A 25824-nucleotide genomic window follows, 5' to 3' on the forward strand; every position below is an offset into this window, starting at 1 on the left:
CTATCTTTACTGAATAACGATGACTATCAAATATATGAAATTTTCCCTTGGCAGAAGCTATTTTTAATCAATATTAAAAAGAATTCATAAAAATATTTTTTATAAATTTAAAAGTTTTAAACCGTTAAAAACACTTAATGAAATTTACACTCAATACGGCAGAAAAAGACAGCAGACCTATTTTTATCACCGGAAACTTTAATAAATGGAACCCTAAAGATTACAATTTCAAACTCGATATTTCGGATGAAAGTACATACAGCATTGAGATTGATGATCAGTTGCTTCCAGATGAGATCGAATACAAATTCACAAAAGGAGGCTGGGAAAATGTAGAATTAGACCAATACGGAAATATTACGCCAAACAGGAAAATCCAGAAGCATTCGGCAAAAGCTATTGATTTTGTAGAAAAATGGAGACTCAACTGGGGACCTTTCAAAGACGAGTTTTTCCCTATTGTTGAAATTATATCTGAAGAATTTTACATTCCACAGCTGGAGCGTTACCGCAAAGTCTGGGCACTTCTTCCCTACGATTATTATATTTCAGATAAAAAATATCCCGTGCTTTATCTTCAGGATGCGCAGAATTTATTTAACGAAGGAAGTCAGTACGGAAATTGGGAAATCGACAAAAAACTATCTATACTTGCTGAATACGGTCGTGGAGACGTTATTGTAATTGCAGTAGAACACGGCAGTGAAGACCGAATTAAGGAATATATTTTTGATAACGACAATATCACAAAAGGTTCCGAAGGAAAAAAATACATCCGTTTTATTGCAGATACATTAAAACCTTTCGTTGATGATCATTACCGCACCAAAAAAGACCGCGAAAACACAGGAATCGGCGGAAGTTCTTTAGGCGCTTTAATCAGTATCTACAGCGGATTTTTGTATCCAGAAGTTTATTCAAAACTGTTGATTTTTTCGCCTTCACTTTGGGTGGAACCCAACAACAGATTTCCGATGATGAGTTTTAAAATTCCCTATAAAATGAAAATTTATTTGTACGGGGGCGAAAAGGAAGGCTCTAAAATGGTAAAAAGAATCCAGCTATTCGAAAATTATCTGGAAAGATGGGAAAAGAAAAATCTTTTTGATTTTGAATTTAAAACTAATATAAATCCCGAAGGTTCTCACAGCGAATTTCACTGGTCTCAGGAATTTCCGAGGGCAATCGAATGGTTGTTTTATAATAATACCGAAAACCCTGTAGAAGTAAAACCTCATCAAGACACTATTAAAAATTAGATTATGAAATTATTCAACAAAAAAAATAAACAGTACACACAGATCTTTCAATTATTTACAGAAGAAACCTGGGCTTTACATTCTAAAAATTTCAACAAAAATATAACACTGCTTTTCGCAGGTAAAAAACACGAAATTTTCATTGAAACCAGTGAAGAAAATATTATTTATTATATAGGTCTAGGAAAAGAAACTTTACAGAATTTTGAATTTCAACAGAATGGAATGAAATTCTCCCAGACTCAGAAAAAAAACATACAAACCGTTCCTACCCTACTGATCTCTGAATTTATTAACGAAAAACAGTTTGAAGAGTTCGCAAAAGGAATGCTCCTGGGAACTTACGCCTATCCATTTGATAAAAATCATCCTTTTTGGAACGAGTCTTTTGAGCTTCACTTCGGAAATTTAAGTCAGAAAAAACTTGAAACTATTTCTTTAAGAATAGACGCCATTTGCGATGGACAAGCAGCTTGTCAGGATTGGCTTAATAAACCAGCTAATTTAAAAAAGCCTGAAATTTTCAATACTTATCTTAAAGATCTAGCCAAGAAAAACCAATTGAAATATACCGTTTTTAATAGAAAAAAATGCGAAGAATTGGGTCTGGGAGCCTTCCTTTCGGTAAATCAGGGAAGTGCTTACGATGCGGCTTTTACCATTTTAGAATATAAAACAACGGAGAAAAATGCCAAAACTTTCGGGCTTGTAGGAAAATGCGTTTTATTTGATACAGGAGGAATATCCATCAAAGCGTCAGACAATATGCACTACATGAAATCTGATATGGGAGGCGCAACAGCCGTGATTGGTGCTCTCATTTATGCATCACAAATGAAACTTCCCGTTAACATTACCGCGATTTTACCGATTACAGACAACGCAGTTTCAGAAAATGCCTATTTACCCAGCGATGTAATTACTGCTTACAACGGAAAAACAATTGAAGTTTTAAACACCGATGCAGAAGGAAGAATGACGCTTGCAGACGGTTTATCTTATCTTTCAAAAAATTATAAAACCGATATTTTGATCGATCTTGCAACCCTTACAGGAAGTTCGGTAAGGATGTTTGGAGATACGTGCGGGGCAATGTTTTCGAACAATGAAGACTTGAAAAACCTGTTGATTAAAACTGGCGATAAAACCAATCAGCGCCTTTGGAATCTACCTTTATGGGATGTTTGGTTGGATGATTTCAAATCTGATGTTGCCGATTTTAAAAATATATCAATGAAGCCTCTGGGTGATTGTATTATCGCCGCAAAATTTTTGGAGCAGTTTATCGAAGGTCATCCAAACTGGGCACATCTCGACATTGCAGGAGTGGCGTTTGGAAACGTAGGATATGCTAAAGATAAAGCGGCAACCGGCTTTGGAGTACAACTATTGGCCGATTTAATTGAAAATTATCATTAAAAATTAGTTTTTTAAAAATTTTCTTCTTATACTTGATTAGTAATTTTCAAAAGCATATCGATTACTAGTTTTTAGTATTAAATAATCAATAATCATAAGCTTTTATTTTTTATAATTTAATAAAAATTAAAAATCATTATATGAAGGAGAAAACCATCGTGTGCATTTCGTGCTACTATAAAGGTTACGATTTTATGGATGAGATGAAAAAACTCGGAAATAAAATTATCCTCATTACGTCGGAGAATTTAAAAGACAAAAACTGGCCATGGCACGCTGTTGATGAAGTTTTCTACATGCCCGAACTTAAACCTTCGGTTTGGAATCTCGACCATCTTATTCAGGGATTTTCTCATTTGATGAAAAGCCGAAAAGTAGATGCGGTTATCGCCTTAGATGATTATGATGTTGAAAAAGCCGCACTGATTCGTGAGACATTCCGTATCCCTGGAATGGGACAGACAACGCATCGTTATTTCAGAGATAAACTGGCCATGCGGCAGAAAGCAAAAGATTCCGGAATCAATGTTCCTGAATTCATCGCCGTGTTTAATGATCAGGAAGTAAAAGATTTCTGCGATAAAATTTCTCCGCCCTGGGTGTTAAAACCACGATCAGAAGCTTCGGCCTCAGGAATCAAAAAGTTAAAAAACCAGGAAGAACTTTGGGAAGCACTTGAAAAGCTGGGCGAAGAGAGACATTTATTTCTTCTCGAAAGCTTTAAACCCGGTGACGTTTATCACGTTGACAGCTTAACATTTAATAAAGAAATTGTTTTTACCTCGGCTTCAAAATATCTTGCTCCTCCGATGCAGGTCTCTCACGAAGGTGGCGTTTTCCGCACCAAAACTTTAGGTAGATATTCAGAAGAATTCAAAGCTTTAGAAGAAGCCAATGCAAAAGTTTTATCGAATTTCGGTTTGCAGAACGGGGCTACCCATACAGAGTTTATTCGTGGTAAAGAAGATGGAAAATGGTATTTCCTTGAAACCTCTTCAAGAGTGGGAGGCGCTCATATTCCTGATCTAGTCGAGGCTTCGAGCAATATTAATATTTGGCGCGAATGGGCAAAAATTGAAGATTCGCTTTTAAGAGGAAATCATTATGAAGTTTCAAAACCTACAGGATATTATTCAGGATTAATTGTCGCATTAATAAAAGATTTAGCTCCCAATTATAAGGATTTTGAGTGTGAGGAGGTCGTAAAATTTCTTCCAATTGATTATCATGTAGGAATTGTTTACAAATCAAGCGATTCTGCTATTGTTCAGGAAAGATTAGATTTTGCAGCAGAAAAGATTCACGCTGAAATGCTGAATGTACTTCCGCCGAAAGACAAACCATCAAGCTAAGATGTTAGATGCTAGATGCTAGATGCTAGATGCTAGATGCTAGATGCAAAATTATTATCTATTACTCATTACTTATCAATTATAAAAAATATGCCACACATAGAACATACTGATTATTACTCACACATATTAGGAACAAGCCTAAAAGTAGAAATTACAGGACATTATGGCTATCCGATTATTATGTTTCCGACTTCTCAGGGTTTATATACTCAAAACCATGATTTTCACCTGAACAGCAGTATCAATTATTTTATTGAGCAGGGAAAAGTGAAACTATACAATATACAGACGATTGATTCGTGGAGTTTTTATGACGAAAAAATTTCTCCTCAGCAAAGAATCAGAAATTATGAAAAATATGTGCAGTTTCTGATTCAGGAGTTCGTTCCTTACATTCAAAAGATTCATCAAGTACATCGAGTTGCTATTGCGGGCGCAAGTTTCGGGGGTTATCATGCAGCGAATTTTGCATTCAGATTTCCTGATGTGATTTCTCATTTATTCTGTCTTTCGGGCGCATTCAGCATCAGAAATTTTATGGATGGATATGATGATGATCTGGTTTATTTTAACTGTCCGAGAGAGTTTGTTAAAAATGATGACGCCTGGAAATACAAACACATGCATATTGTTTTGAGCACCTCAGATGAAGACATCTGTAAAGATAAAAATGTGGAAATGGCAGCTATTTTAGCCTCCAAAGGAATTGATTTCTGGTACGATGAAAAAAGATGGATCAATCACGACTGGCCTCTCTGGAGAATGACTTTCCCAACATATATAGGCACATTTTTCTAATCAAATAATTCAAAATATTAATACTAATAAAAAAACAAAATTATGGCAAAAAAAGTAGGAATTTTATTCGGGATGGAAGACACTTTTCCGTGGGCATTTATTGATAAAGTAAACGAGCTCGGAAAGGGAGAAATTATCGCTGAAGCAGTGAATATAGATAAACTGGAGCAAGGCGCAGATTATGGTTATGCAGTAATTATTGACCGAATTTCTCAGGATGTCCCTTTTTACAGAGCTTATCTGAAAAACGCAGCTTTAAATGGAACCTATGTCATTAATAATCCTTTTTGGTGGAGCGCTGATGAAAAATTCTTCAACAATGCATTAATGACAAAACTAGGAATTCCTTTGCCTAAAACAGTTTTGCTTCCTTCACATGAAAGACCTACCGACACTTCAGAAACTTCATTCAGAAATTTAAAATTTCCACACGATTGGGAATACATCTTTGATTATGTAGGATTTCCGGCATACATGAAACCTCACGACGGCGGTGGCTGGAAAAGCGTTTACAGAGTAGAAAATCCGCAGGATCTTTGGGATAAACTAAGCGAAACAGAGCAATTGGTCATGATGGTTCAGGAAGAAATTGTTTTTCAGGATTATTACAGAGTGTATTGTTTAGGGCAAAAATACGTTCACATTATGCCTTACGAGCCAAGAAATGCACCTCATCTGAGATATGAAACAACGCATCAGACAGAAGGCGAAGATTTAAAAAAATTACTGAAAACAATTCATGATTACACGATTAAAATGAACCAGGCTTTAGGATATGATTTCAACACCGTTGAATTTGCGGTAAAAGAAGGAATTCCGTATGCGATTGATTTCTGTAATCCAGCTCCTGATGCAGACAAGAACTCTGTTGGAGAAGAAAATTTCGCATGGATTGTAGAACATTCTGCAAAATTAGCCATTGAAAAAGCTAAAGAATACGTTCCCGGAAAACCTAATATCTCGTGGGGAACTTTTGTAAAAGATTCTGTAAAATAAAAAATTAAAAAAACACTGAAAAAAAAATGCATCAATTTACAATAGGAATAGAAGAAGAATATCAGATCATCGATGTTGAAAGCCGCGATTTAATCTCTCATGTTTCAAAAATCATTGAAGGCGGAAAGGCTGTTTTAAGTGAAAATTTAAAACACGAAATGCACGAATCAATGATTGAAATGGAAACAGGAATCTGTCAAAACATTCAGGAAGCTCAGGCTGAACTCACCAATCTAAGAAGACATCTGATCAATACAGCCCATGAACAGGGACTTCGTGTTTCTGGCGGCGGAACTCATCCTTTTTCAAACTGGGAACACAATACCATTACAAACGGCGAACGTTATAACAAAATTGTAGACGATATGGGCGATGTTGCCCGTGGAAATCTTATTTTCGGACTGCATGTTCATATCGGAATTCCCAATCGTGAAGAAGGCGTGAGAATACAGAATGTCATGCGTTATTTCTTGCCGCATGTCTATGCGCTTTCAGTGAATTCACCTTTTTGGATCGGCAGAAGTACAGGTTTTAAGTCTTACAGACAGGAAATTTTCGTAAAATTCCCAAGAACCGGAATTCCAAGTTACTTTAATTCTTTGGCTGAATTTGACAGTTATGTAGATCTTTTGGTGAAAACAGGAACTATTGATAATGCCAAAAAAATATGGTGGGATCTGCGTGTTCATCCGTTTTATCCTACGATTGAGTTCAGAATTTGTGATATGCCTTTAAGAATTGAAGAAACAGTTTGTCTTGCGGCGATTATGCAAAGCTTAGTAGCTAAAATCTACAAACTACATCAGCAAAATTTAAGTTTCAGAAGCTACAGAAGACTCTTACTTAACGAAAATAAATGGCGTGCTTCCAGAGATGGGGTTCATTCTAAACTGATTGATTTTGGTAAAGAAGAATCGGTGCCTTATCCTGATCTTTTAAAGGAACTTTTAGAGTTTATTGATGATGTGGTTGATGATTTGGGATGCAGAAAAGAAGTAGAATATGCCTGGAAAATTCTGGAAAACGGAACGGGTGCAGATCGACAATTGGCGGTCTATAAAGAAACCGGAGATCTGAAGAAAGTCGTTGATTATATGATATCTGAGACAGAATACGGCATTACGCACGGTGAATTTGCTTCATTATAAATTCATAACTTTGCAGAAATTATGAAGTTATGAAAGATGTAAGAATTGCTTTGCTGGATATGAATAACAATCAGGCGAATCAAGGGTTTAAAAATATTAAAGAAATTTCTGAAAATTTTAAGAAGCAATCAGACGAAAATATAAGCATTACAGGTTTTGATGTAAGATATAAAAACGAAATTCCAAATATTGAAGATTTTGATATATTCATTTCTTCCGGCGGACCGGGAAATCCGCACCGTGAAGGTTTTGAATGGGAACAGAAATTTGCAGATTTTTTGAATGCAGTTTATGAACATAACAAGCATAATGAGGCAAAAAAATATCTTTTTCTGATTTGTCATTCTTTTCAATTGGCGAGTATTCATTGGAATTTAGGAAATATCTGTAAAAGAAAATCTTATTCTTTTGGAATAATGCCAATTCATAAGACGGAAGAAGGCGAAGAGGAATTCTTATTCAGAAACTTACCAGATCCTTTTTATGCAGTAGATTCCAGAGCCTATCAGTTTATTGAGCCTAATGTGGAGCGTTTTGAAGAATTGGAAATGAAAATGGTGGCTATTGAAAAATCTCGTCCTCATATTGATCTGGAACGGGCAATTATGGCAGTTCGTTTTTCTGATGAAATTTTCGGAACACAGTTTCATCCTGAAGCTAATCCCGATGGAATGATTGAAAATCTGAAAGACGAGAAAAATAAAGAAGCAATGATTGAAAATTACGGTATGGAAAAATATCTCGAAACCGTAGACCGCATTAATGACGAAGATAAAATCGTTCTTACACAATCTCAAATTTTACCTCGCTTTTTGAGCGATGCTAAAAAAAATATTTTGAAACAAAAGAAGGCAACAGCCTGATGAAAAATTCAAATAAAAACAATTAAAATCGAGCATTAATGCTCGATTTTTTAAATCACAAAAAGAAAAATATATGATCCCTAAATACAGAAAACAGTTTAACGAAGAATTCAGCAGCGAAAAGTACAATCAGCTTCAATCAATATTAAAAGAAAAAAGCGGCCTATTGCCAACATTCAGATTGTCTGAAAGTCCTATTTTTTTAACTCATCAATTCAAAGAAAAATTAGTTTCTGCAAGTGAAAGTATTATTGATCAGATTAAAAATTTTCCTGAAGGAACTTTAGAAAATTCAATTCCGGAAAACTGTAAAGTTCCCAATGATACCAAACAGCCTCATTTTTTTACCATAGATTTTGGAATCTGCAGAAGTGAAAACGGAAAAATAGAACCTCAACTGATAGAATTGCAGGCCTTCCCCTCTCTTTATGCTTTTCAGAATGTTTATGAAGGTACTTTTTGTGAAGTTTATCCTTTCTTAAATCAATTGAGAAACAATATTTCGGATGAAGATTATCAAAAGCATTTATATGAACTGATCGTTGGTAAAGAAAATCCTGAAAACGTTATTTTACTTGAAATTTATCCTGAAAAACAGAAAACCGCAATTGATTTTACTTTAACCGAGAAACTTTTGGGCATAAAAACAGTTTGTCTTACAAAAGTAAAAAAGCAGGAAAATCAATTATTTTACGAACATAATGGAAAACTGATCAGAATTAAAAGAATTTATAACCGCGTAATTTTCGATGAGCTAGATAAAATTCCTGATCTAAAAACTGAATTTAATTTCCGTGAAGAGGCCGATGTAGAATGGGTTACTCATCCTAATTGGTTTTTTAAGATTTCTAAATATATTCTGCCTTTACTTAAGCACGAATTTGTTCCGAAAAGCTATTTTCTACACGAATTTCCTGAAAATGAAAAACTTGAAAATTTTGTTTTAAAACCTCTGTTTTCTTTTGCAGGAAGCGGTGTAAATTTAAATCCAACAAAAGAAATTACTGATGCTATTTTAGATAAAGAAAATTATATCTTGCAGCGAAAAGTAAATTACGAACCTATTTTTGAAGATATCAATGGAGATTTTTCAAGAGCAGAAATCCGTTTACTATATATCTGGAAAGAAAATGAAGAGCGACCTATTTTACTTCAAAACCTTTCCAGAATGACCAAAGCCGCAATGGTAAATGTAGATTTTAATAAAAAAGATGCAATTTGGATTGGAAGTTCTCATGCGTTTTTTGGGGAAGAATAGTTTATGAAACATGAATAAATATGTATTAAAAATCATTTTGCCAATTATTTTAGTTTTGACTTTTAAGCTGAATGCTCAACAAAAAGTTTATTCTAAACAGGAAATCGGAAAATTTAAAGAAAATGAACAATTTTACCTCAATAAAAAAGTAAAAGACATTTTAAGAAACCTGAAAGTAAATTTTGAGATAGCATATGTTGGCGGTGGCTGGTCTGAAGAAATGAGTTTCATTGTTTTAAGATTTAATAATCGAAAAGATGAATATCAACTTCAGCAAAAAGGAATTAAACCCGCAAGATTAACGCTTTTCATTAAAGAACAAGACGTTGAAACCAATAAACTTTTTTATTCTGAAACAAAAAGGATCGGATTTTATAGAGACAGCTTAAAAAATAAATCTAATGCACAGATTTTAAAGGATTACAAAAATCTTACTTTAGGCATGATTTACGCTAATTCTGAACAACCGGAAATCAAAAAGGAGTAAATTAACTTTACTCCTTTTCTTTATTTAAAATTTATCGTCTTCGAGCAATTCTCTTGCCTGATAATCCTGAACAAGGTCGATTGCATTGGAAATTACATCACTTAAGGCAGTGATAAAAGTTCCCTCTTCTGCCATTCCCATTGCGTGTTTCAACGCATCAATTTCTTTAGGAATTGTCTCGTAGCTTACATCTCTTCCCGAAGATTGCATTCCGTCTATAATCAAACCATTGATTTCTTCTTCTGTTCTTCCACGAAGGTGTTTTTCATTTCTGATGATGATATGATCAAACATTCTTCCGGCAATTTTTCCGCATAATCTGATATCTTCATCTCTTCTGTCTCCCACACCGGAAATTATTCCTATTTTCTTGGTAGATTCTACATTTTTAAGATAATCTTCAATCGCTTCGTAGCCTGCAGGATTGTGTGCAAAATCAATTAAAACTTTAAAGTTTTTGAATTTAAATACATTCAGTCTTCCCGGAGTAAGCTGCGCACTTGGAATAAATGTCCGTAGTGAATTGGAAATATCTTCAATCCCAAAACCATAAAGATAACAAGCCAAACTCGCTGCCAAAACATTATCGATCATGAATTTTGCTTTCCCTTCCATTGTAATCGGGAAATCTTTTACTTTGCCGATTCTGATTTTCCAGTCCCCTTTTTTAATGGTTACAAAACCTTCTTCGTAAACACAGGTTATGCGGCCTTCTTTAGCGAATTTTTTGATGTATTCGTTATTTTCGTCCAAACTAAAAATCGCGACATTACTCGGCAAATCATTGATAATTCTCATTGAATACTCATCTTCAGCATTCAAAACACTCCATCCGTTTTTCTTTACGCTATCTAATACAACTCTTTTTACTTTGGTTAAATCTTTCAGATTGTGAATATCATTCATTCCTAAATGATCTTCTTTAATATTGGTTAAAACGCCGATATCACATTGAGAAAACCCTAATCCTGAGCGGAGAATTCCACCACGGGCGGTTTCCAGAACAGCAAATTCTACGGTTGGATCTTTTAGGATAAATTCTGCTGAAACAGGTCCGGTAGTATCCCCTTTCGTCAACATCGTATTCTGAATATAAATTCCATCGGATGTTGTAAAACCTACTCTGTAGCCGTTATTTTTAACGATATGGGAAATTAATCTTGTGGTTGTCGTTTTACCATTGGTTCCCGTAACTGCAATAATCGGAATGGTAAACGGTTTTCCTTGCGGATACAGCATATCGACAACCGGAGCAGCAACATTTCGCGGAAGACCTTCGCTCGGAGCCAAATGCATTCTGAAACCAGGTGCTGCATTTACTTCAATGATCGCTCCACCACTTTCTTTCAAAGGTTGGGTAAGATTTTCTGCCATAATATCAATTCCGCAGACATCTAAACCAATAATCTTTGAAATTCTTTCTGCCATTGTAATATTTTCAGGATGTACCATATCGGTTACATCAATAGAAGTACCGCCTGTAGAAAGATTAGCGGTAGATTTCAGATAAACCACTTCTCCTCTTTGAGGAACCGTTTCTAAAGTATATTGAAGTTTTTCAAGTAATTCTAAAGTATCTTTATCAACCGTAATTTCGGTCAAGACATTTTCGTGGCCATATCCTCTTCTCGTATCTTGATTTTCTCTTTCAATTAGTTTCTTAAGATTAGATTCACCATCACCCACAACGTGAGCAGGAACTCTTCTCGCTGCAGCAACCATTTTATTATTGATGACCAAAACTCTGAAGTCGTATCCGGTAATGTATTTTTCAACAATTACTTTTTTCGAGTATTTCTGAGCGTGCTCTAACCCCGTTACCGATGAAACCCAATCATTAACATTAATTGATGAACCTTTTCCGTGATTTCCGTCTAAAGGTTTGATCACAATTGGATAGCCTATCTTTTTAATAACATTTTTAAGTTCTTCCTCATCTACAATTAAATCTCCCATCGGAACAGGAATCGCAGCATCATGAAGCATTCTTTTTGTCAGTTCTTTATTACATGCGATGTCTACAGCAATCGAGCTTGTATTTCCCGTAATTGTCGCCTGAAATCTTTGCTGATTAACACCGTAACCTAGCTGCACCAAAGAGTTGCTTCCCAATCTTATCCAAGGAATTTTTCTTGAAACCGCTTCTTCAACGATACTTCCTGTTGAAGGTCCCAATCTTACCCGTTCTCTGATTTCCTTCAGTTTCTGAATACAAGCATTGATATCGTATTCTTTATTTTCAATTAAAGCTAAAGCAATTTCTACCGCTTGTTCAGCAGCATAAATTCCGGCATTTTCTTCGATATAATCAAACACTACATTATAAACTCCGGGAGTTTTTGTCTCACGAGTACGCCCAAAGCCGGTTTCCATACCCGCCAAAGTCTGAATTTCTAAAGCGATATGCTCGATCACATGCCCCATCCAGGTACCGGTTTCTATTCTATGAAAAAAACCTCCTCTTGTACCTTCAGAACAACGGTGACTAATGAGTGACGGCATAAGCTGTTCTATCCTTTCACGAAAACCTTCAATTTTATTTGTAGGGAAATTTTCCATTTCCTCCAGATCCAAACGCATCTGTATCAGCTTCTTTCTTCGTATACTCCAAATATTTGGACCACGCAACGCCTGTATCTTCTCAATTTTCATAGTTTAGCTATACCTTATTTTATTAATAAAAACATCTTTCTAAATCAAAGATAATGCAAAACCTCAAACAAAACCATAGCGCTATTAAAGATTTATTAAAAAAATACACTTTCTGTAATTAATTATAAATCAAAGTAAATACGTTAAAAAGCGGTTTACATTTCATTAACAATTTATTATTTTTTAAATTTGCAAGCTATGAAACCTGTTGGAAAATTAATTATTATCGGTGGAGCTGTTAATAAAGGCAGTTTTTCTGAAACCGATTACGATCAGAATGTTGAAAAAAATCTTAACTTTTTTGAAAGAGGAATCTTAAGAAAAATCATTACTGAATCTAAGAATAAAGAAAACTCAGTTATCGAAGTCATTACTACGGCTTCGCAGATCCCGCAAATAGTGGGTTCTGAATATAAAAAAGCTTTTGAATTTTTAGGAGCCAAAAACGTAAATATATTGGATATTCACAACCGTGAAGAAGCCAATTCGGATGCTATTGTTGCAAGAGCAAATGCAGCCGACGTTGTCATGTTTACAGGCGGCGATCAACTACGACTGACTTCCATTTTGGGCGGAACAAGATTTCACGATGCTATTTTACTTAAATATCAGGAGCAGGATTTTATCTATTCCGGGACTTCAGCAGGAGCTGCTGCAGCTTCTGAGAATATGATTTACCAAGGAAGCAGTTCTGAGGCTTTGTTGAAAGGTGAAATTAAAACGACTCAAGGTTTAGGTTTAATCGATAATGTGATTGTAGATACGCACTTCGTACAAAGAGGAAGAATCGGAAGACTTTTTCAGGCTGTTGTAAACAATCCTAGAACTTTAGGCATCGGTTTAGGTGAAGATACCGGACTTTTCATTCACAATGATACCATGACCGCTGTAGGATCTGGATTGGTAATTATTGTTGATGGAAGATTTATTAAAGACACCAATCTTACCAACATCAATTTAGGTGAACCTATCTCAATAGATAATCTTACCGTTCATGTCATGTCGATGAATGATCATTATGATTTGACGACAAGAAAACTGACGATAGAAAACTCTCAGTTTAATCCGATACCTCAGACATAAAATAAATAATCATTGATAATCGATAAATAATAAATGATTTTGATTTGTATTTAAAAATTAAAATCATTTAAAATCAAAAACTTAGATCAATTATCATTTATCAATAATCAACTATCCTTTTTATGAAAATCATTATCCACGGAGGTTTTTTCTCTGAAAGTGACCAAAGCAATGAAGTGAAAATTGCCAAACAAGATTCTTTAAAAAGCATTGCTGAAAAAGCATATCAATATCTAGAAACCCATTCTGCGGTCGATACTGTTGCGTACGCAGTTTCTCTTTTGGAAAATGATGAATTGTATAATGCTGGAATCGGTTCGCAAATTCAAAGTGACGGCGTTATCAGAATGAGCGCAGCATTGATGGATGGTGAAACTCAGAAAATGAGCGGTGTTATCAATATTCAGGATGTGAAAAATCCGATTTTTGTAGCAAAGGAACTGATGAAAGAAGATGACAGAGTTTTAGGCGGAAATGGAGCTAAAATTTATGCTAACAATAACGGTTTTGAAAACTTCTCAACAGAAATTCCTCAAAGAAGAAAAGAATACGAAGCCAAATTACATAATGGCGGAAAAGGAACTGTTGGTTGTGTTGCCATCGATAAAAACGCAAAATTAGCTGTTGCCACTTCTACAGGAGGTAAAGGTTTTGAGATTCCGGGAAGAATTTCGGATTCTGCAACGGTAGCCGGAAATTATGCCAATGAATTTTGTGCCGTAAGCTGCACCGGAGTTGGTGAAGATATTGTAAGCAATGCTACATCAGCGAAAATTGTAACCAGAGTGACAGACGGAATGAGCTTACAAGAAGCTTTTGACAAAACTTTTGCAGAGTTAAAGACAATCGATGGTTTTGCCGGAGCTATCGCCATTGATAAAAACGGAAATATTTATCATCAGGATTCTTATCCTACCATGGTTTTTGCAAGCTTTGATGGAAATCAATTTGATATTTTCAAATAATTTTAACATATTTTTATTATTCCCGAAAAATTTTTGGCACACATTTTACATAGTTATTAATAACAAATTTAATATTATAACTTTTAAAATCAGAAATCATGGGAAATAAGACAAACGGTTTATTAGCTTTATTAGGAATAGGTGCATTAGCATATTGGAAATACAAAAAATCTACTCCGGAGCAGCAGCAAGCTGTAAAAGACAAAATCAACTCTGCGAAGGATAATTTGAACAAATGGGGAAATGATTTGAAAGATAAGGCAAATGAAGTGGCTTCCCAGGCGCAAAGTAAATTTGACGAAGCGAAAACAAAAGTAGAAGATTCTGCATCTAATATATAAGATCTGAATTTATAAACTTAAAAATTTAACATTCATATACAAAAAGTCATCATTACGATGACTTTTTTTGTGCTGAAAGGGCATAAACCATAGGAATTTTATTTCCAAATTTCTCTGTTCGCCACTTTCCTTTTTCAAACTCTTCAATGTGTTTAAAACACGGATATGGTGACCAGTCAAACTCCTGAAACTTTTCTATAACCATATTTTTATCAACTAAATTTTGCATTACTTCAGATAAGGAGTGGTTCCACATCACATAATCCTGAACTATTTCGGCAGAAAAATCTGCATATGTTCCTTCGTACGTTTCAGCAATGGGTTTTTCATTAAAATAATTATACGAAATATCTTTAAAATCATCATCAAACATCCAAACAACAGGATGAAATTCTACCATGACAAACTGCCCGCCAGGTTTTAGAAAATGATCAATTACACCCGCCCATTTTTCAAGATTGGGAAGCCAGCCAATTGTGCCGTAACTCGTGAAAACTATATCAAATTTTTCATTTAAAATAGTAGGCAAATCATACACATCAGAGCAAATAAATTCTGTATCTGTATTACATTGTTTCGCCAAATCTCTTCCCGCTTCAATTGCTTTATCTGAAAGATCAATTCCGGTAACCTTTGCTCCCATTCTCGAAAGCGAAATAGAATCCTGCCCAAAATGACACTGCAAATGAAGGATTGTTTTACCTTTTACATCTCCTAAAAGTCCTAATTCTATTGAATTTAATGAAGTTCTTCCTTTCAAAAATTCATCTACAAAATAGAAATCAGATTTCAAATGCGGCTCCACTTTAGCGTTCCAGGATTTCCTGTTAATTTCTAAATAATTTTCCATCGTTTTTTTTCTGTAAATATAATTTTTTTCCGGAAACCTCTATGCTTTATGGTTTCCCGTAAAAAAAAACAAGAATGCCACTGTAGTTTTGGAGAAAATTAGAATACCGATTCTTGTTTTACAAAAAAGAAAAAAACAATATTATAAATATCTATCAACCATGAGTAAAAATTCTTTAGGAGCATCAGATCTATTTCTAGGCGTGCTCGCAATATTATTAATCAGCGTGAGCTTTTATCAAACCTGGGTTGGGCTTGAGCAAATTTTTGGCAATGCATCATTTGTAATCGCACTCGTGCTTTCTTTGCTTTTATTATTTCTCTGCTGGATGCTTCGTGCGGCAAAACTTGAAAGTAAATCTACCGGAAGCTTGGTGGGAATTTACATATTCATTGCATCATTTTGTTTTATTGCCAATTTCAACGCTTTGTACACAAGATTTATGCGTACCGACATCTATACCAACGAATTAAAAACAATTAATGAAGATTTTAATACATTGGAAAACAATATAGAAGCAAAATTAAATTATAAATACCCGAAAGAAACCACACGGAATATTGAGATTAAGAAAAAACAATTAATGGCTCAAATTGTTGATCCCGCAAACCAGGGAATCGGGACAAGAGCGCAATCATTGATTAGAGACATCGAGAAAATGACGGGTCAGAAAGTAGATCTTTTAACGCCAATTGGAAATGATTATGAAGATTTAGCACAAAGAATGGGAAGTCAAATCGATAATATGGTAATGGATTTGTCACCGGATGAAAAAAATCTAAAATCAGATATCAATAATTCTGTTCTGAAATGGAATAAAAGAGTACAGGAGTTTTTACTGTTACCTAAAAAAGAGAAGGATGATTTGGCACAATCGCTTATAGATAATGCCTTAACAGATTATAATAAACTTGGAAACCGAGGCAGTAACATTTTAGGAGAAGATAAATTTAAATTCGAACCTTTACTTTCTCAGACACAAAACGTTGGAAAAATCGGTTATGCTTTTGAGCACGCAATTAAAAACTTCGGAATGTATCAGTTCGTTGTTTTGGCAGGATGTATTTTATTAGACTTCGTTATTGTGATCATTATTTTGTTGGTGACAAGTCCCGATAACAGAACCAATAACAGCGTTTTAGGAAACAGAAAAAAAGGCAGAACGTTAATCCCTAATAAATAAATTACCATGATGAATAATGACAAACCTTTTTCTTTTGATAACTATGATTATGACAACGATTTTAAAAAATTCGATGACTTTACAGAGCCTCAAAACGAGATTGTAACGAATGAAAATATTTACACGCTTCCTGAAATAGAAGATGATGGTTTTGTTCCCACCTCAAACGGCAGCACAACCACTGTAAAAAATAAAGACAGCAATTTCGTTTTCTTTTACGGAACCTCTGCCTCGGGAAAATCGGTTATTTTATCAGCGATTTTGTATTATCTGAATTCTTATGCCGGAGTTTTGCGACCGAAATTAGGAAGCCCAAATTCCAGAGAAGCACAAATTTTATTGGCTGATTTTTTTGAAAATATAAAAAAAGGTATCCTTCCCAATAGAAGTACGAGAGATCAGGTCACAAGATTAGATTTTGTATTTGACCCGAATAATCAATCGAAAAAAGTTCCTTCCATTAATATTTCATTTTTAGAAACTGCTGGAGAAAATCATAACGAAATATCAAGAGGCGGAAGATATCACGCAGATATTGAAGCCTACTTAAACTCAGACATTCCGCTGAACTTTTTGATTGTAACAAGCTATGACAAAGCGCATCATGAAGATTCTAAAATCGTGGAGTTTTTAGATTATCTGGAAAAAAAAGGAAAAAATCTGAAAAATGTAAATGTACTTCTTGTGATTTCCAAATGGGATAAATCCGGAAATACAGGCGTAGATAACGAGCAGCATCTTGAAAATTTCATCAGCGAAAGATTGAGTATGACCAATAACCGAATTGACACTTACAACCTCAGCAAAACCTATTTTACCATAGGAAATGTGCAGAATCAGGCCGGAATTGAAAAAATAACACTCCTGAATCTGGAGTCAGCAGAAGTTATTGCAAAATGGCTGTATAACAATATCGTTGGCTACGATTTGGATTATGAAGGTACTTTCTGGGAAAAAATAAAATTTAGCTTTTCAAAATAGATGAAAAAAATAAATGTCTTCGGCTTTGCAACATTTGGAACTCCAAACGGTTTTACACAATCCTGTATTTATGGAAATAAAAATTTAGAAAAAGCTTTAAAAACCTTCGATCTAAAAACAGATGCCATACAATTATTATCTCCCAATGACCGTATTTACTCAATCAGAAAAGAAGGTGTTACCGATAAGTTTTTGATCTCTTACTCTGTTTATACCTACGCAAAAGAGAAAAATTCTAACAGAACAGGCACTTTTATCGGTACAAGTTTGATCTTTTCTGATGAAGTAGCTGATGAAAATTTAATCTTAAACTCATTGCATCAGATTCACCAGAACTTAAAAAATAATAATGTAAGCAATAATGTTTTAAATATCAATCATTCAAAAGAGTTTAATCTCACGAATGTTTTTGATCAGGATTTCGAAAAAATTGAATACAACAGTAGAAAAGTAAGCTTTATAGACTGGGAAGGTTCAGATAAAAATCTGGTTATTTTCACCAATAAATTAGACAGTAATTCCATTCAGAATCTATTTAAGAAAGCGTTGGAGATTTTACCAAAATATGATACTCTGTTTTTTATCGACAGTAAAGAAATTGCTGAATTTGTTTCTCAAAAGAGACTTTTCAGATTAATTGATGTCAATATTTTAGAAGAAGAAATACAAAATTTTCAAACTGAAATTAAACAACAGATTCTCAATACGATTTCAAAATTTAAAAAACAAAGTAAAAAAATTGAAGATGACGGAAGAAACGAATATGAAAATTTAAAGAAGCAAATAGAGCAAGACAAGAAAATACATGTTGAGAATGGTCATAAAATAGAGAAAGCAGATAAAAATCTGACAGCTTTAAATAGCTTACACGCAAATTTTTTACGAAAATTCAATGAGTTTATTTCTGCTTTGGAATCCGGAAAAAAACTGGAAGAAGTCAATAATTCTATCAAACAAATTGAGAAAGAATTTTATGCTGAAAAAAGAAAATTAGATCATCCGGCTCAAATTTCTTCTTTCAGTAATCATCGAAATCAGAGTTCTTTTCCTTTACAAAGACCGTCTTTATCAGAATTTCCTCATCATACAGAAGAAAAGCAAAGTAAAAATACAGTCTTTCTGATTATTTCTTTTGTGTTGAATATTTTATTGATCGGTGCATTGGTATTTTTCACAATGTTTTACGAAAAGGAAAAGAAACAGGAAGTAATTCCAGACGTTTCTCCTGTACATCAGGAAACAGCTGTCAATGAAACTTCTGATAACGAAAACGTTTGGAAAAGCAAACTTAATCCTGTGCCAAATGAAATTGCTTTAAATGCAAATAACAAAAACTTAGAATTGAGTAAGCTTACGGACAGCACAACACATGTTGAAGAGATTGTAGATTTAATCTTTGAAAAAAATAAGATAATCAAAGATGTATATCAATTTCAAAAGAGTGATTATGCAGATGATTTGATTAAAGAAAACCCTGATGCGTTCGATTCAAAAAGAGTTTTAATAAGAAAAGATTCATTACTAAAAATACCATTCTACTCGGAATCTTCTCACAAAAATGTAGCTGAAACAGACATTTATCAAACTGCAGATCATTGAAATAAAATTTTATTAGCTAATCTTTAAGTTTGCAAAAATCCTGAGTATTTAATCATTTCTTTTGATATTTTTGTCGTAAAATCTTATCTGTAAATTTTGATATTACTGAAGATGGATAACAATGACAATGTAATTATATTAAAATGATTTATAAAACTTTTCTCCTCTTTCTCTTCCCAATGATTATCTTTTCGCAGAGTAAATCTTATAAAGTAATCGGGGTAAAAGACGGTGATACTGTAGAGATATTAATGGACGGGAAACCACAGGTCGTAAGGCTTTCACACATTGATTGTCCGGAAAAAAAACAGCCGTTTGGAAACAATGCAAAACAGTTTGTATCAGATGTATGTTTTGGAAAAAAAGTTAAACTTTCTACAGGCTGGAAAAAAGATCGCAATAAAAGATTGCTGGCCGAGATTATATTATCAAACGGCAAAAATCTTAATAAAGAGCTTGTAAAAAATGGTTTGGCTTGGCATTTCAAAAGATACTCGAAAGATAATAGTTATGATGATTTGGAAAAACAGGCAAAAAAATTAGAATTAGGATTATGGAAAGACAAAAATCCGGTGGCGCCTTGGGAATGGAGGAAATCACGAAAAAAAGCTTCACAACAATCCTTGTCCTTTACTTCCAATAAATAACAGAAAAAATTCCGGCTGTAATAAAGCCGGAATTTTAATATTTATCTGTAAAAATTATCTAAATAATACTCTAATATTTCTGAAAATCATTCAGAAAACTGATCAATAAATCTCTTTAATTGCAGATCTCCAAAACCATAAATCGCATATTTTTGATTAAAAACTCTAAAAACTTCATCAAAGATTTCTGCTGTCTTTTGAATATCTTTTATCTGATTTTCCAAGATTCCATTAAACCTATTTTCGTTTGCAACGACCAATTCTTCAAGGTTTCTCACAATTTCTGATGAAACATCTTTCGATAAATTATTTTGTTGAAAATCTATCCAAAGATTAGAGATTAATTTGCTTTCTTCAAGATTAATTTCTTTTGCAGAATCAAACATTTCCAACAAATCTATTTCATTACTCTCTGCAAATCCTTTTTCTTTATCTTTTGGGAAAACTCTGAAAACCGTAGATTTATTTAAATTCAAACTTGAAACTAAAAACCAAAAATTTACCTGACAAAACAAGTCGTCTTCAAACCAGAAAAACACAGAAGAATCCTCTGGAATATTTTGTATCCTTTGAAATTCTTTTACAACCAATTCTTCATAATCGCTTTCTGAATCGTAATTTTCTGTGATAAATTTCTTACGATTTTCAAAGAAATTATTGTCTGAAACAGGTCCATCAATTAAAGCTTCACGCCAAATAATACTTCCACCTTCCAAGTTTTTTGGAAATTTTTCGGCTAAACAATCGCCATTCAGGATGTGAAAAGTACTCATTAGCAAATGAAATTATAGATTAAGAAATTCTTCCAAAGAAACTGTTTTCTGTTCACCGGCTTCCAAGTTTTTAAAAGTAACCGTATTGTTTTTCACCTCTTCTTCACCTAAGAAAACCAAATTTTTAATTCCTTTCTTTTCAGCGTAAGTAAACTGTTTATTTATTTTTGCACTTTCAGGATACAGCTCTGCAGAAATTCCTTTTTCTCTTAATTGGATAATTAGTTTTAAAGCTTCTGAGGTTTCTTCTCCGCCAAAGTTGGCAAATAGATATTCTACATTTGAAGCTGCTTCTTCAGGGAAAAGATTAAGCTCTTCCATGACCAGATAAATTCGGTCTAGGCCAAAAGAAATTCCAATTCCGGGAATATTTTTCACTCCAAAAACTTCAGTAAGGTTGTCATATCTTCCGCCACCACCGATAGAACCCATTTGCGCTTCATCTGCTTTCACTTCAAAAATTGCTCCGGTGTAGTAATCTAAACCACGCGCCAAAGTAATATCAAAAACAAGATTCTGAATATTAACTCCCAAATTCAGAGATTGAGTAATCACAAATTCAAGTTCTTCAACACCTTTCAAACCAATTTCATTTCCGGCAAACTTTTCTTTCAGCTGAAGAAGATTTTCTAAAGCATCATTAGACTGATTGAAAAGGAAATCTAATTTATCAATCGATTCCTGAGAAATATTTCTTTCTAAAAGTTCTTTCACTACTCCATCCTTCCCTATTTTGTCTAATTTATCAAGAGCAACGGTGAAATCGATCAGTTTATCTGTAATTCCGGCATATTCTGCCAAACCTGAAAGAATTTTTCTGTTGTTGATATGAATGGTTACCGAAACTTTCAACTTAGCAAAAGATTTTAAATATAATTGAACCAAATCAACTTCCTGCCACAAACTTTCGCTTCCTACAACATCGGCATCACACTGATAAAACTCTCTGAATCTTCCTTTCTGTGGACGGTCTGCTCTCCAAACCGGCTGAATTTGGTAACGTTTGTACGGAAATGTTAGTTTCCCGTGATTCATTGCTACAAATCTTGCGAAAGGAACCGTTAAATCATAACGAAGTGCTTTATCTGTAAGACTTTCGGCACTAAACGGTTTATCTAAAGCTTTCTGAAAATCGTTCAACATTTGAGTTTTCTTTTCTTCTTTAGCTTCGTTGATGCTTGAATTTAAAATTTTAAAAATCAAACGATCTCCTTCTTCACCGTATTTTCCGGTCAAAGTAGAAAGATTCTCAAAACTAGGAGTTTCTAAAGGCTGAAACCCAAATAATTCGAAATTCTTCTGTAATATATTGATGATGTATTTTCTTCTCGAAACTTCCAGTGAGGTAAAATCTCTCGTTCCTTTTGCTAAGCTTGGCTTCATATGATATGGGTAATGAATAATAAGTAATGTGTAATTGGTTGCAAAAATAAGGAATTGAAAGGACTTTTAAATCAATAAAAAAGCCGTAGAATTTATTTCTCCGGCCTTTCATTTCATCATTTATGTTTTTAGTCGTTTTTATTTTACACGCTTTCCAGGATTTCTAAAATCTCTTCGCCGTAGTTTTCAATCTTATGTTTTCCGAAACCTTTGATGTCTAGCAACTCTTCTTTTTTAGCAGGTTTATATTTCGCAACAGATACGAGCTCTTTATTGGTTGCTATAAAATACGTCGGAAGATCTTGTTCTTTTGCTTTTTCGGAGCGCCAAAGCTTCAGAGCATCCAGAATTTTACCTTCGTCTTCGTTTAACATTTCATCATCCGCTGAATATTTAACTACTTTAGAATCTTTCACGATTGTTTTATTAACGGCAGATTCTATGTCATTAAAATACAATACTACCGACCAAAACTGTTCGTCGTGTACAAATGCAGTCTCAGTTTTAATAATTTCATGATGTTCAAGAAAATGATCGATTTCTCTTTGGTCTTCACGCAGAAATTCATCTGCAATTCTGATTTTTAAAACTTTTATTTTCATCATTTGTGCTTTTAAAGTTTATCAATTATTTGATTCTCCGTTTTTAATCCTACAATTATTTTAACGCAAAGTGTGCAAAGCTCTTCTTGACAACTCGCTGTATTCAAGTTCGCAAAGGCGTAAACTTAGCAAAGAACTAAAAGTTTATCATAAAAAAAGTGTAGGTTGATAAACGGATATTATTTACCACCCAAAAGCAGAAGTTCATCTACTCTGATTTCGGTAATATATTTTTTCACCCCATCTTTATCGTCGTACGATCTGTACGTTAATTTCCCTTCAATGGCAATCTCTTTTCCTTTTTGAACATATTTCTGAAAAATCTCAGCCGTTTTCCCAAAAGCTACCAAACTGTGCCATTGTGTTTCTTCTACTTTCTCACCTTTTGCATTGGTGTAATGATCGTTTGTAGCGAGTGATACCGAAGCTTTCATTCCGCCGTTTTCGAAGTTTACTATTTCAACTTCTTTACCTGTAAAACCGATTAAGGTTACTTTGTTTCTTAGTGACATGACATTATATTTTTTAGATTAGCGATTTAGATAAGAGACGTTCACTTGTTTTCTCAAATCTCTGTTGCAAAGATTCATCAGATTGAAAAAATTAGTCGGTGATAAACTATTTAAATTCGTTTGTAGTCGTTTGAAAATGGATATATAAAGAAAATCAAGATTTATTTTATAAAGATTTGATTAGCTCATCTTCGTATATTTGGAAATTTGCGAAAATAAAACCCACTTGTAATGAAAAGTAAAATATTATTTCCCTTGCTGCTATTTTCTGTATTTATAAATGCACAAAATGAATTAGACAAGACTGATAAAATAATTGATGAAATGTGCTTAAACTTTAAAAGTACTGAAAACTTAAACGATTCTTTAAGAATAGAATCTTTAACCCAAAAATTCATTTTTCCTTATTTAAGTCAATTTTCTGATTCAGATTATGAAAATAAAATGGAAAATCTATACTTCAGATTTCAGAAACGTTGTGAATATTTCAGAGATTATTTGCAAAGAATAAGTCCTCCACAAGGTGAAAATTGGATGAAGCTAAATGCAAAACCTGAAATTAAAGTATCTGATAAAGAAATTAATCAATTTAAAAACAATTCAAATTTTTACTATTTTGAATATTCTGGAGAAAAAACGTTGGTAAATACAGACAAAAAATATTGGACAGAAATTTTTGAAGATGGAACGAGCTCAAAATTACTTTATACATGGCTAGGTAAAAACAAATTCGAATTAGAATTTATTGAAAGTAATAACAACACAAGAAAGAACTTTAGTAAAAAAGGAGATAAATATTTTTATGAAATAATAAATAAAGAAAGCAACTATTATTGGGTTATTGTAGAAATTCCTGGGCAATCTGAAATTTTAAAATTTAAGTTATTTAACGAAAAATTAAACTTTCTTCATTAATTAAAATCTTGGTAAAGATAAACTTTGTCGCAATAAAAGCTGATAATTAAAAGAATCTGAAGATTGTTCTGATATAGCAAAATTAAAAAGAGTTTTTACACAACTTTAAACAGGCTTTTAAAATAACACAATCCTTATTTAACCTGATTTCGGGTTAAGCAACAATAGTAAATTATTAACTTTGAGTCCATTATATATTTAATTCAAAGGTGAATTTTATCCATTTATAAAGTAAGCAAAGAAGAATTAACAAGTTGATTTTATCAAACTTTTGCTCAAGCTTTGCGAAGCAAATTTATTTGCCTTTGCTTTCTAAAATAGAAAGTTTAATTATAAAATCTTTGCGTTTAATAATTTAAAAAATATTATCAAAATCTCTTATCCCGAACTGAGGTTATTCAATATTCTCAGATAGTAATTGAATATTCAAGTTAAATGTTTTTACATTCTTCCATTCTGAAACAATATTGCCACGATGTAAAATTATATTCTTGTAATGTTAAACAATATTGGCACGATGTAAAGTTATATTCTTGTATTGCTAAACTATATTTTCACCTTGTAAAGTTATATTTTTGAAATGCAAATTAATATTGGAGCATTGTGAACTAATATTCTTCCATTGTAATCATTAAAACTCCCTCCTAAAATTGGAATGTTGTGTTGCCGTAAAATAATCACAGAAAACCTGATAAACCTCAGAATCAATATGACTTGCTTTAATTCCTAACTGAATATAAATCTGCAAAATCTGATGCGATAAACTGTCGACCAAATCTGAAGAATAATCATGAATTTCTAATTGTTTTTCCGGAGTTATCGTTTTAGACTCATTCAGTAAACCTTCAACTTCGTCAGCAAATTCAATCACTTTCACCATCGCTTTATTTATTTTTTCATCGAAAAATTTTATATCTAAATAAGGTCTTATTTTAATTGCTTCTTCAGAAAAATGAGAAGCCATCCCAAGATAATTAACCAATAAAGTTAAATCTGCAAAAACTCTGAACGGGATTTTGTCCATCGCATCACCAGTGAAAAATTCATCGTAAATAAAACTGTAATCTTCCGGGACTTTTATATTTTCAACTTTAAAAGAATATGTTCCGGTTGCTTTCATTCCCGTCGATTTCCAGTTTGGAATTATTTCAACCTGATTTTTAGAAATAACAAAAGACCTGATCAGTTCATTTCCTGATTCACCAAGCAAAGGATTTCCATTCTCCGTCAATCTCGCATTTAAAGTAAAATGACTTAAATGTGGTGCTCCAGTTGCAAAATGCCAAAGTCCGTTGATCAGAAAAGTTCCATCGTTTTGCTTTTCTGCAGTTCCGCCAATCATTCCACTTCCTCCGAAACAGGTTTTGGGATTAGAAAAAAGTTCTTTCGCAATATTGGGTTTTAAATTTCTTGAAAAAAAGTTGGCGCCAGAACATAATGTCAACATCCAACCTAAACTTCCGTCGATTTTTGACCAATCAAAAAGGAGTTGCAAACCTTGATTTAAGCGTAATCCCAATCCGCCATACACTTTCGGAACCCAGATCTGAAGCAATCTTTCCTCGTGAATCTGATCAATAATTTTAGACGGAACTTCAGAAGTTCCATGCATTTTCATTCTTATTTCTTTAGGTGTAAACATACCTTTTATCTATTTCTGAATAATTAAAAAGATTATTTTTAAATCAAAATGGCACTTTATAATTCTTATTTTTTCAACGCAAAGCTTTATTTCTATCCGTTTATTATTTAAGG

The 25824-nt window shown here is 33.4% G+C and carries 24 protein-coding genes; 17 read left to right on the forward strand and 7 right to left on the reverse strand.

Translation table 11 applies throughout. From position 1 onward, the window contains the following. The first annotated feature begins 137 nt into the window (after positions 1 to 137). From OH814_RS02700 to OH814_RS02740, 9 genes are all read left to right on the forward strand, one after another. Complete coding sequence (locus tag OH814_RS02700) at positions 138 to 1259, forward strand: alpha/beta hydrolase-fold protein (protein WP_308826978.1); 1122 nt, start codon at positions 138 to 140, stop codon at positions 1257 to 1259. Between the two features lie 3 nt (positions 1260 to 1262). Further along, positions 1263 to 2678, forward strand: a complete 1416-nt coding sequence (locus OH814_RS02705; RefSeq protein ID WP_308826979.1) for a leucyl aminopeptidase family protein — start codon at positions 1263 to 1265, stop codon at positions 2676 to 2678. A gap of 140 nt (positions 2679 to 2818) precedes the next feature. Next, entirely contained in the window at positions 2819 to 4030 is a 1212-nt protein-coding gene (locus OH814_RS02710; RefSeq protein ID WP_308826980.1) for an ATP-grasp domain-containing protein, read from the forward strand. Positions 4031 to 4120: 90 nt separating this feature from the next. Then, positions 4121 to 4831 (forward strand): alpha/beta hydrolase-fold protein, encoded by a 711-nt coding sequence (locus OH814_RS02715; RefSeq protein WP_308826981.1) that lies wholly within the window; start codon positions 4121 to 4123, stop codon positions 4829 to 4831. Positions 4832 to 4873: 42 nt separating this feature from the next. After that, on the forward strand, positions 4874 to 5827 hold the full coding sequence (locus tag OH814_RS02720; RefSeq protein WP_308826982.1) for a hypothetical protein: 954 nt from the start codon (positions 4874 to 4876) through the stop codon (positions 5825 to 5827). A 26-nt stretch (positions 5828 to 5853) separates the two neighbouring features. Continuing rightward, positions 5854 to 6975, forward strand: coding sequence for a carboxylate-amine ligase (locus OH814_RS02725; RefSeq protein ID WP_076559950.1), 1122 nt, complete (start codon positions 5854 to 5856; stop codon positions 6973 to 6975). A 29-nt stretch (positions 6976 to 7004) separates the two neighbouring features. Further along, positions 7005 to 7838, forward strand: coding sequence for a GMP synthase (locus OH814_RS02730; protein WP_308826983.1), 834 nt, complete (start codon positions 7005 to 7007; stop codon positions 7836 to 7838). Between the two features lie 73 nt (positions 7839 to 7911). Continuing rightward, positions 7912 to 9096, forward strand: coding sequence for a hypothetical protein (locus OH814_RS02735; protein ID WP_308826984.1), 1185 nt, complete (start codon positions 7912 to 7914; stop codon positions 9094 to 9096). 10 nt (positions 9097 to 9106) lie between these two features. Beyond that, positions 9107 to 9583, forward strand: coding sequence for a hypothetical protein (locus OH814_RS02740; RefSeq protein ID WP_308826985.1), 477 nt, complete (start codon positions 9107 to 9109; stop codon positions 9581 to 9583). A 24-nt stretch (positions 9584 to 9607) separates the two neighbouring features. Here the strand turns inward: OH814_RS02740 and cphA are convergent, their stop codons facing one another. Next, a complete protein-coding gene (gene cphA / locus OH814_RS02745) occupies positions 9608 to 12235 on the reverse strand; it encodes a cyanophycin synthetase (protein WP_308826986.1) in 2628 nt (875 codons plus the stop codon). Positions 12236 to 12433: 198 nt separating this feature from the next. Between cphA and OH814_RS02750 the strand changes: the two genes are divergently transcribed. From OH814_RS02750 to OH814_RS02760, 3 genes are all read left to right on the forward strand, one after another. Beyond that, positions 12434 to 13318: a cyanophycinase gene (locus OH814_RS02750; protein ID WP_076559940.1), complete on the forward strand. Its 885-nt coding sequence runs from the start codon at positions 12434 to 12436 to the stop codon at positions 13316 to 13318. 122 nt (positions 13319 to 13440) lie between these two features. Further along, positions 13441 to 14283: an isoaspartyl peptidase/L-asparaginase gene (locus tag OH814_RS02755; protein WP_308826987.1), complete on the forward strand. Its 843-nt coding sequence runs from the start codon at positions 13441 to 13443 to the stop codon at positions 14281 to 14283. A gap of 98 nt (positions 14284 to 14381) precedes the next feature. Continuing rightward, a complete protein-coding gene (locus OH814_RS02760; RefSeq protein WP_076559936.1) occupies positions 14382 to 14624 on the forward strand; it encodes a YtxH domain-containing protein in 243 nt (80 codons plus the stop codon). A 52-nt stretch (positions 14625 to 14676) separates the two neighbouring features. Here the strand turns inward: OH814_RS02760 and OH814_RS02765 are convergent, their stop codons facing one another. Next, positions 14677 to 15474 (reverse strand): class I SAM-dependent methyltransferase, encoded by a 798-nt coding sequence (locus OH814_RS02765; protein ID WP_308826988.1) that lies wholly within the window; start codon positions 15472 to 15474, stop codon positions 14677 to 14679. Positions 15475 to 15634: 160 nt separating this feature from the next. On the opposite strand from OH814_RS02765, the gene OH814_RS02770 reads away from it, so the two are divergent. From OH814_RS02770 to OH814_RS02785, 4 genes are all read left to right on the forward strand, one after another. Next, positions 15635 to 16657 (forward strand): hypothetical protein, encoded by a 1023-nt coding sequence (locus tag OH814_RS02770; protein WP_308826989.1) that lies wholly within the window; start codon positions 15635 to 15637, stop codon positions 16655 to 16657. A gap of 6 nt (positions 16658 to 16663) precedes the next feature. Beyond that, positions 16664 to 17638, forward strand: a complete 975-nt coding sequence (locus OH814_RS02775; RefSeq protein ID WP_308826990.1) for a hypothetical protein — start codon at positions 16664 to 16666, stop codon at positions 17636 to 17638. Then, positions 17639 to 19237, forward strand: a complete 1599-nt coding sequence (locus OH814_RS02780; RefSeq protein ID WP_308826991.1) for a hypothetical protein — start codon at positions 17639 to 17641, stop codon at positions 19235 to 19237. It begins immediately after the preceding gene. A gap of 143 nt (positions 19238 to 19380) precedes the next feature. Further along, on the forward strand, positions 19381 to 19884 hold the full coding sequence (locus OH814_RS02785) for a thermonuclease family protein (RefSeq protein ID WP_308826992.1): 504 nt from the start codon (positions 19381 to 19383) through the stop codon (positions 19882 to 19884). An 86-nt stretch (positions 19885 to 19970) separates the two neighbouring features. Here OH814_RS02785 and OH814_RS02790 read toward each other — a convergent pair whose 3' ends face one another. The 4 genes from OH814_RS02790 to OH814_RS02805 all read right to left on the reverse strand — a co-directional run bounded on the left by OH814_RS02790 (position 19971) and on the right by OH814_RS02805 (position 23154). Next, on the reverse strand, positions 19971 to 20657 hold the full coding sequence (locus OH814_RS02790) for a DUF1835 domain-containing protein (protein ID WP_308826993.1): 687 nt from the start codon (positions 20655 to 20657) through the stop codon (positions 19971 to 19973). A gap of 12 nt (positions 20658 to 20669) precedes the next feature. Then, on the reverse strand, positions 20670 to 22040 hold the full coding sequence (gene hisS / locus OH814_RS02795) for a histidine--tRNA ligase (protein ID WP_308826994.1): 1371 nt from the start codon (positions 22038 to 22040) through the stop codon (positions 20670 to 20672). A gap of 143 nt (positions 22041 to 22183) precedes the next feature. Further along, complete coding sequence (locus OH814_RS02800; protein WP_308826995.1) at positions 22184 to 22645, reverse strand: HRDC domain-containing protein; 462 nt, start codon at positions 22643 to 22645, stop codon at positions 22184 to 22186. A 176-nt stretch (positions 22646 to 22821) separates the two neighbouring features. Further along, complete coding sequence (locus tag OH814_RS02805; RefSeq protein ID WP_308826996.1) at positions 22822 to 23154, reverse strand: single-stranded DNA-binding protein; 333 nt, start codon at positions 23152 to 23154, stop codon at positions 22822 to 22824. A gap of 231 nt (positions 23155 to 23385) precedes the next feature. Here OH814_RS02805 and OH814_RS02810 point away from each other — a divergent pair, with 231 nt between their 5' ends. Next, a complete protein-coding gene (locus OH814_RS02810; protein WP_308826997.1) occupies positions 23386 to 24069 on the forward strand; it encodes a hypothetical protein in 684 nt (227 codons plus the stop codon). Between the two features lie 631 nt (positions 24070 to 24700). On the opposite strand, the gene OH814_RS02815 is transcribed toward OH814_RS02810, so the two are convergent. Next, a complete protein-coding gene (locus tag OH814_RS02815; RefSeq protein WP_308826998.1) occupies positions 24701 to 25711 on the reverse strand; it encodes a hypothetical protein in 1011 nt (336 codons plus the stop codon). Between the last annotated feature and the right edge of the window lie 113 nt (positions 25712 to 25824).

This window comes from Chryseobacterium sp. CFS15 (genome assembly GCF_031118795.1).
Classification (GTDB): Bacteria; Bacteroidota; Bacteroidia; order Flavobacteriales; family Weeksellaceae; genus Chryseobacterium; species Chryseobacterium indoltheticum.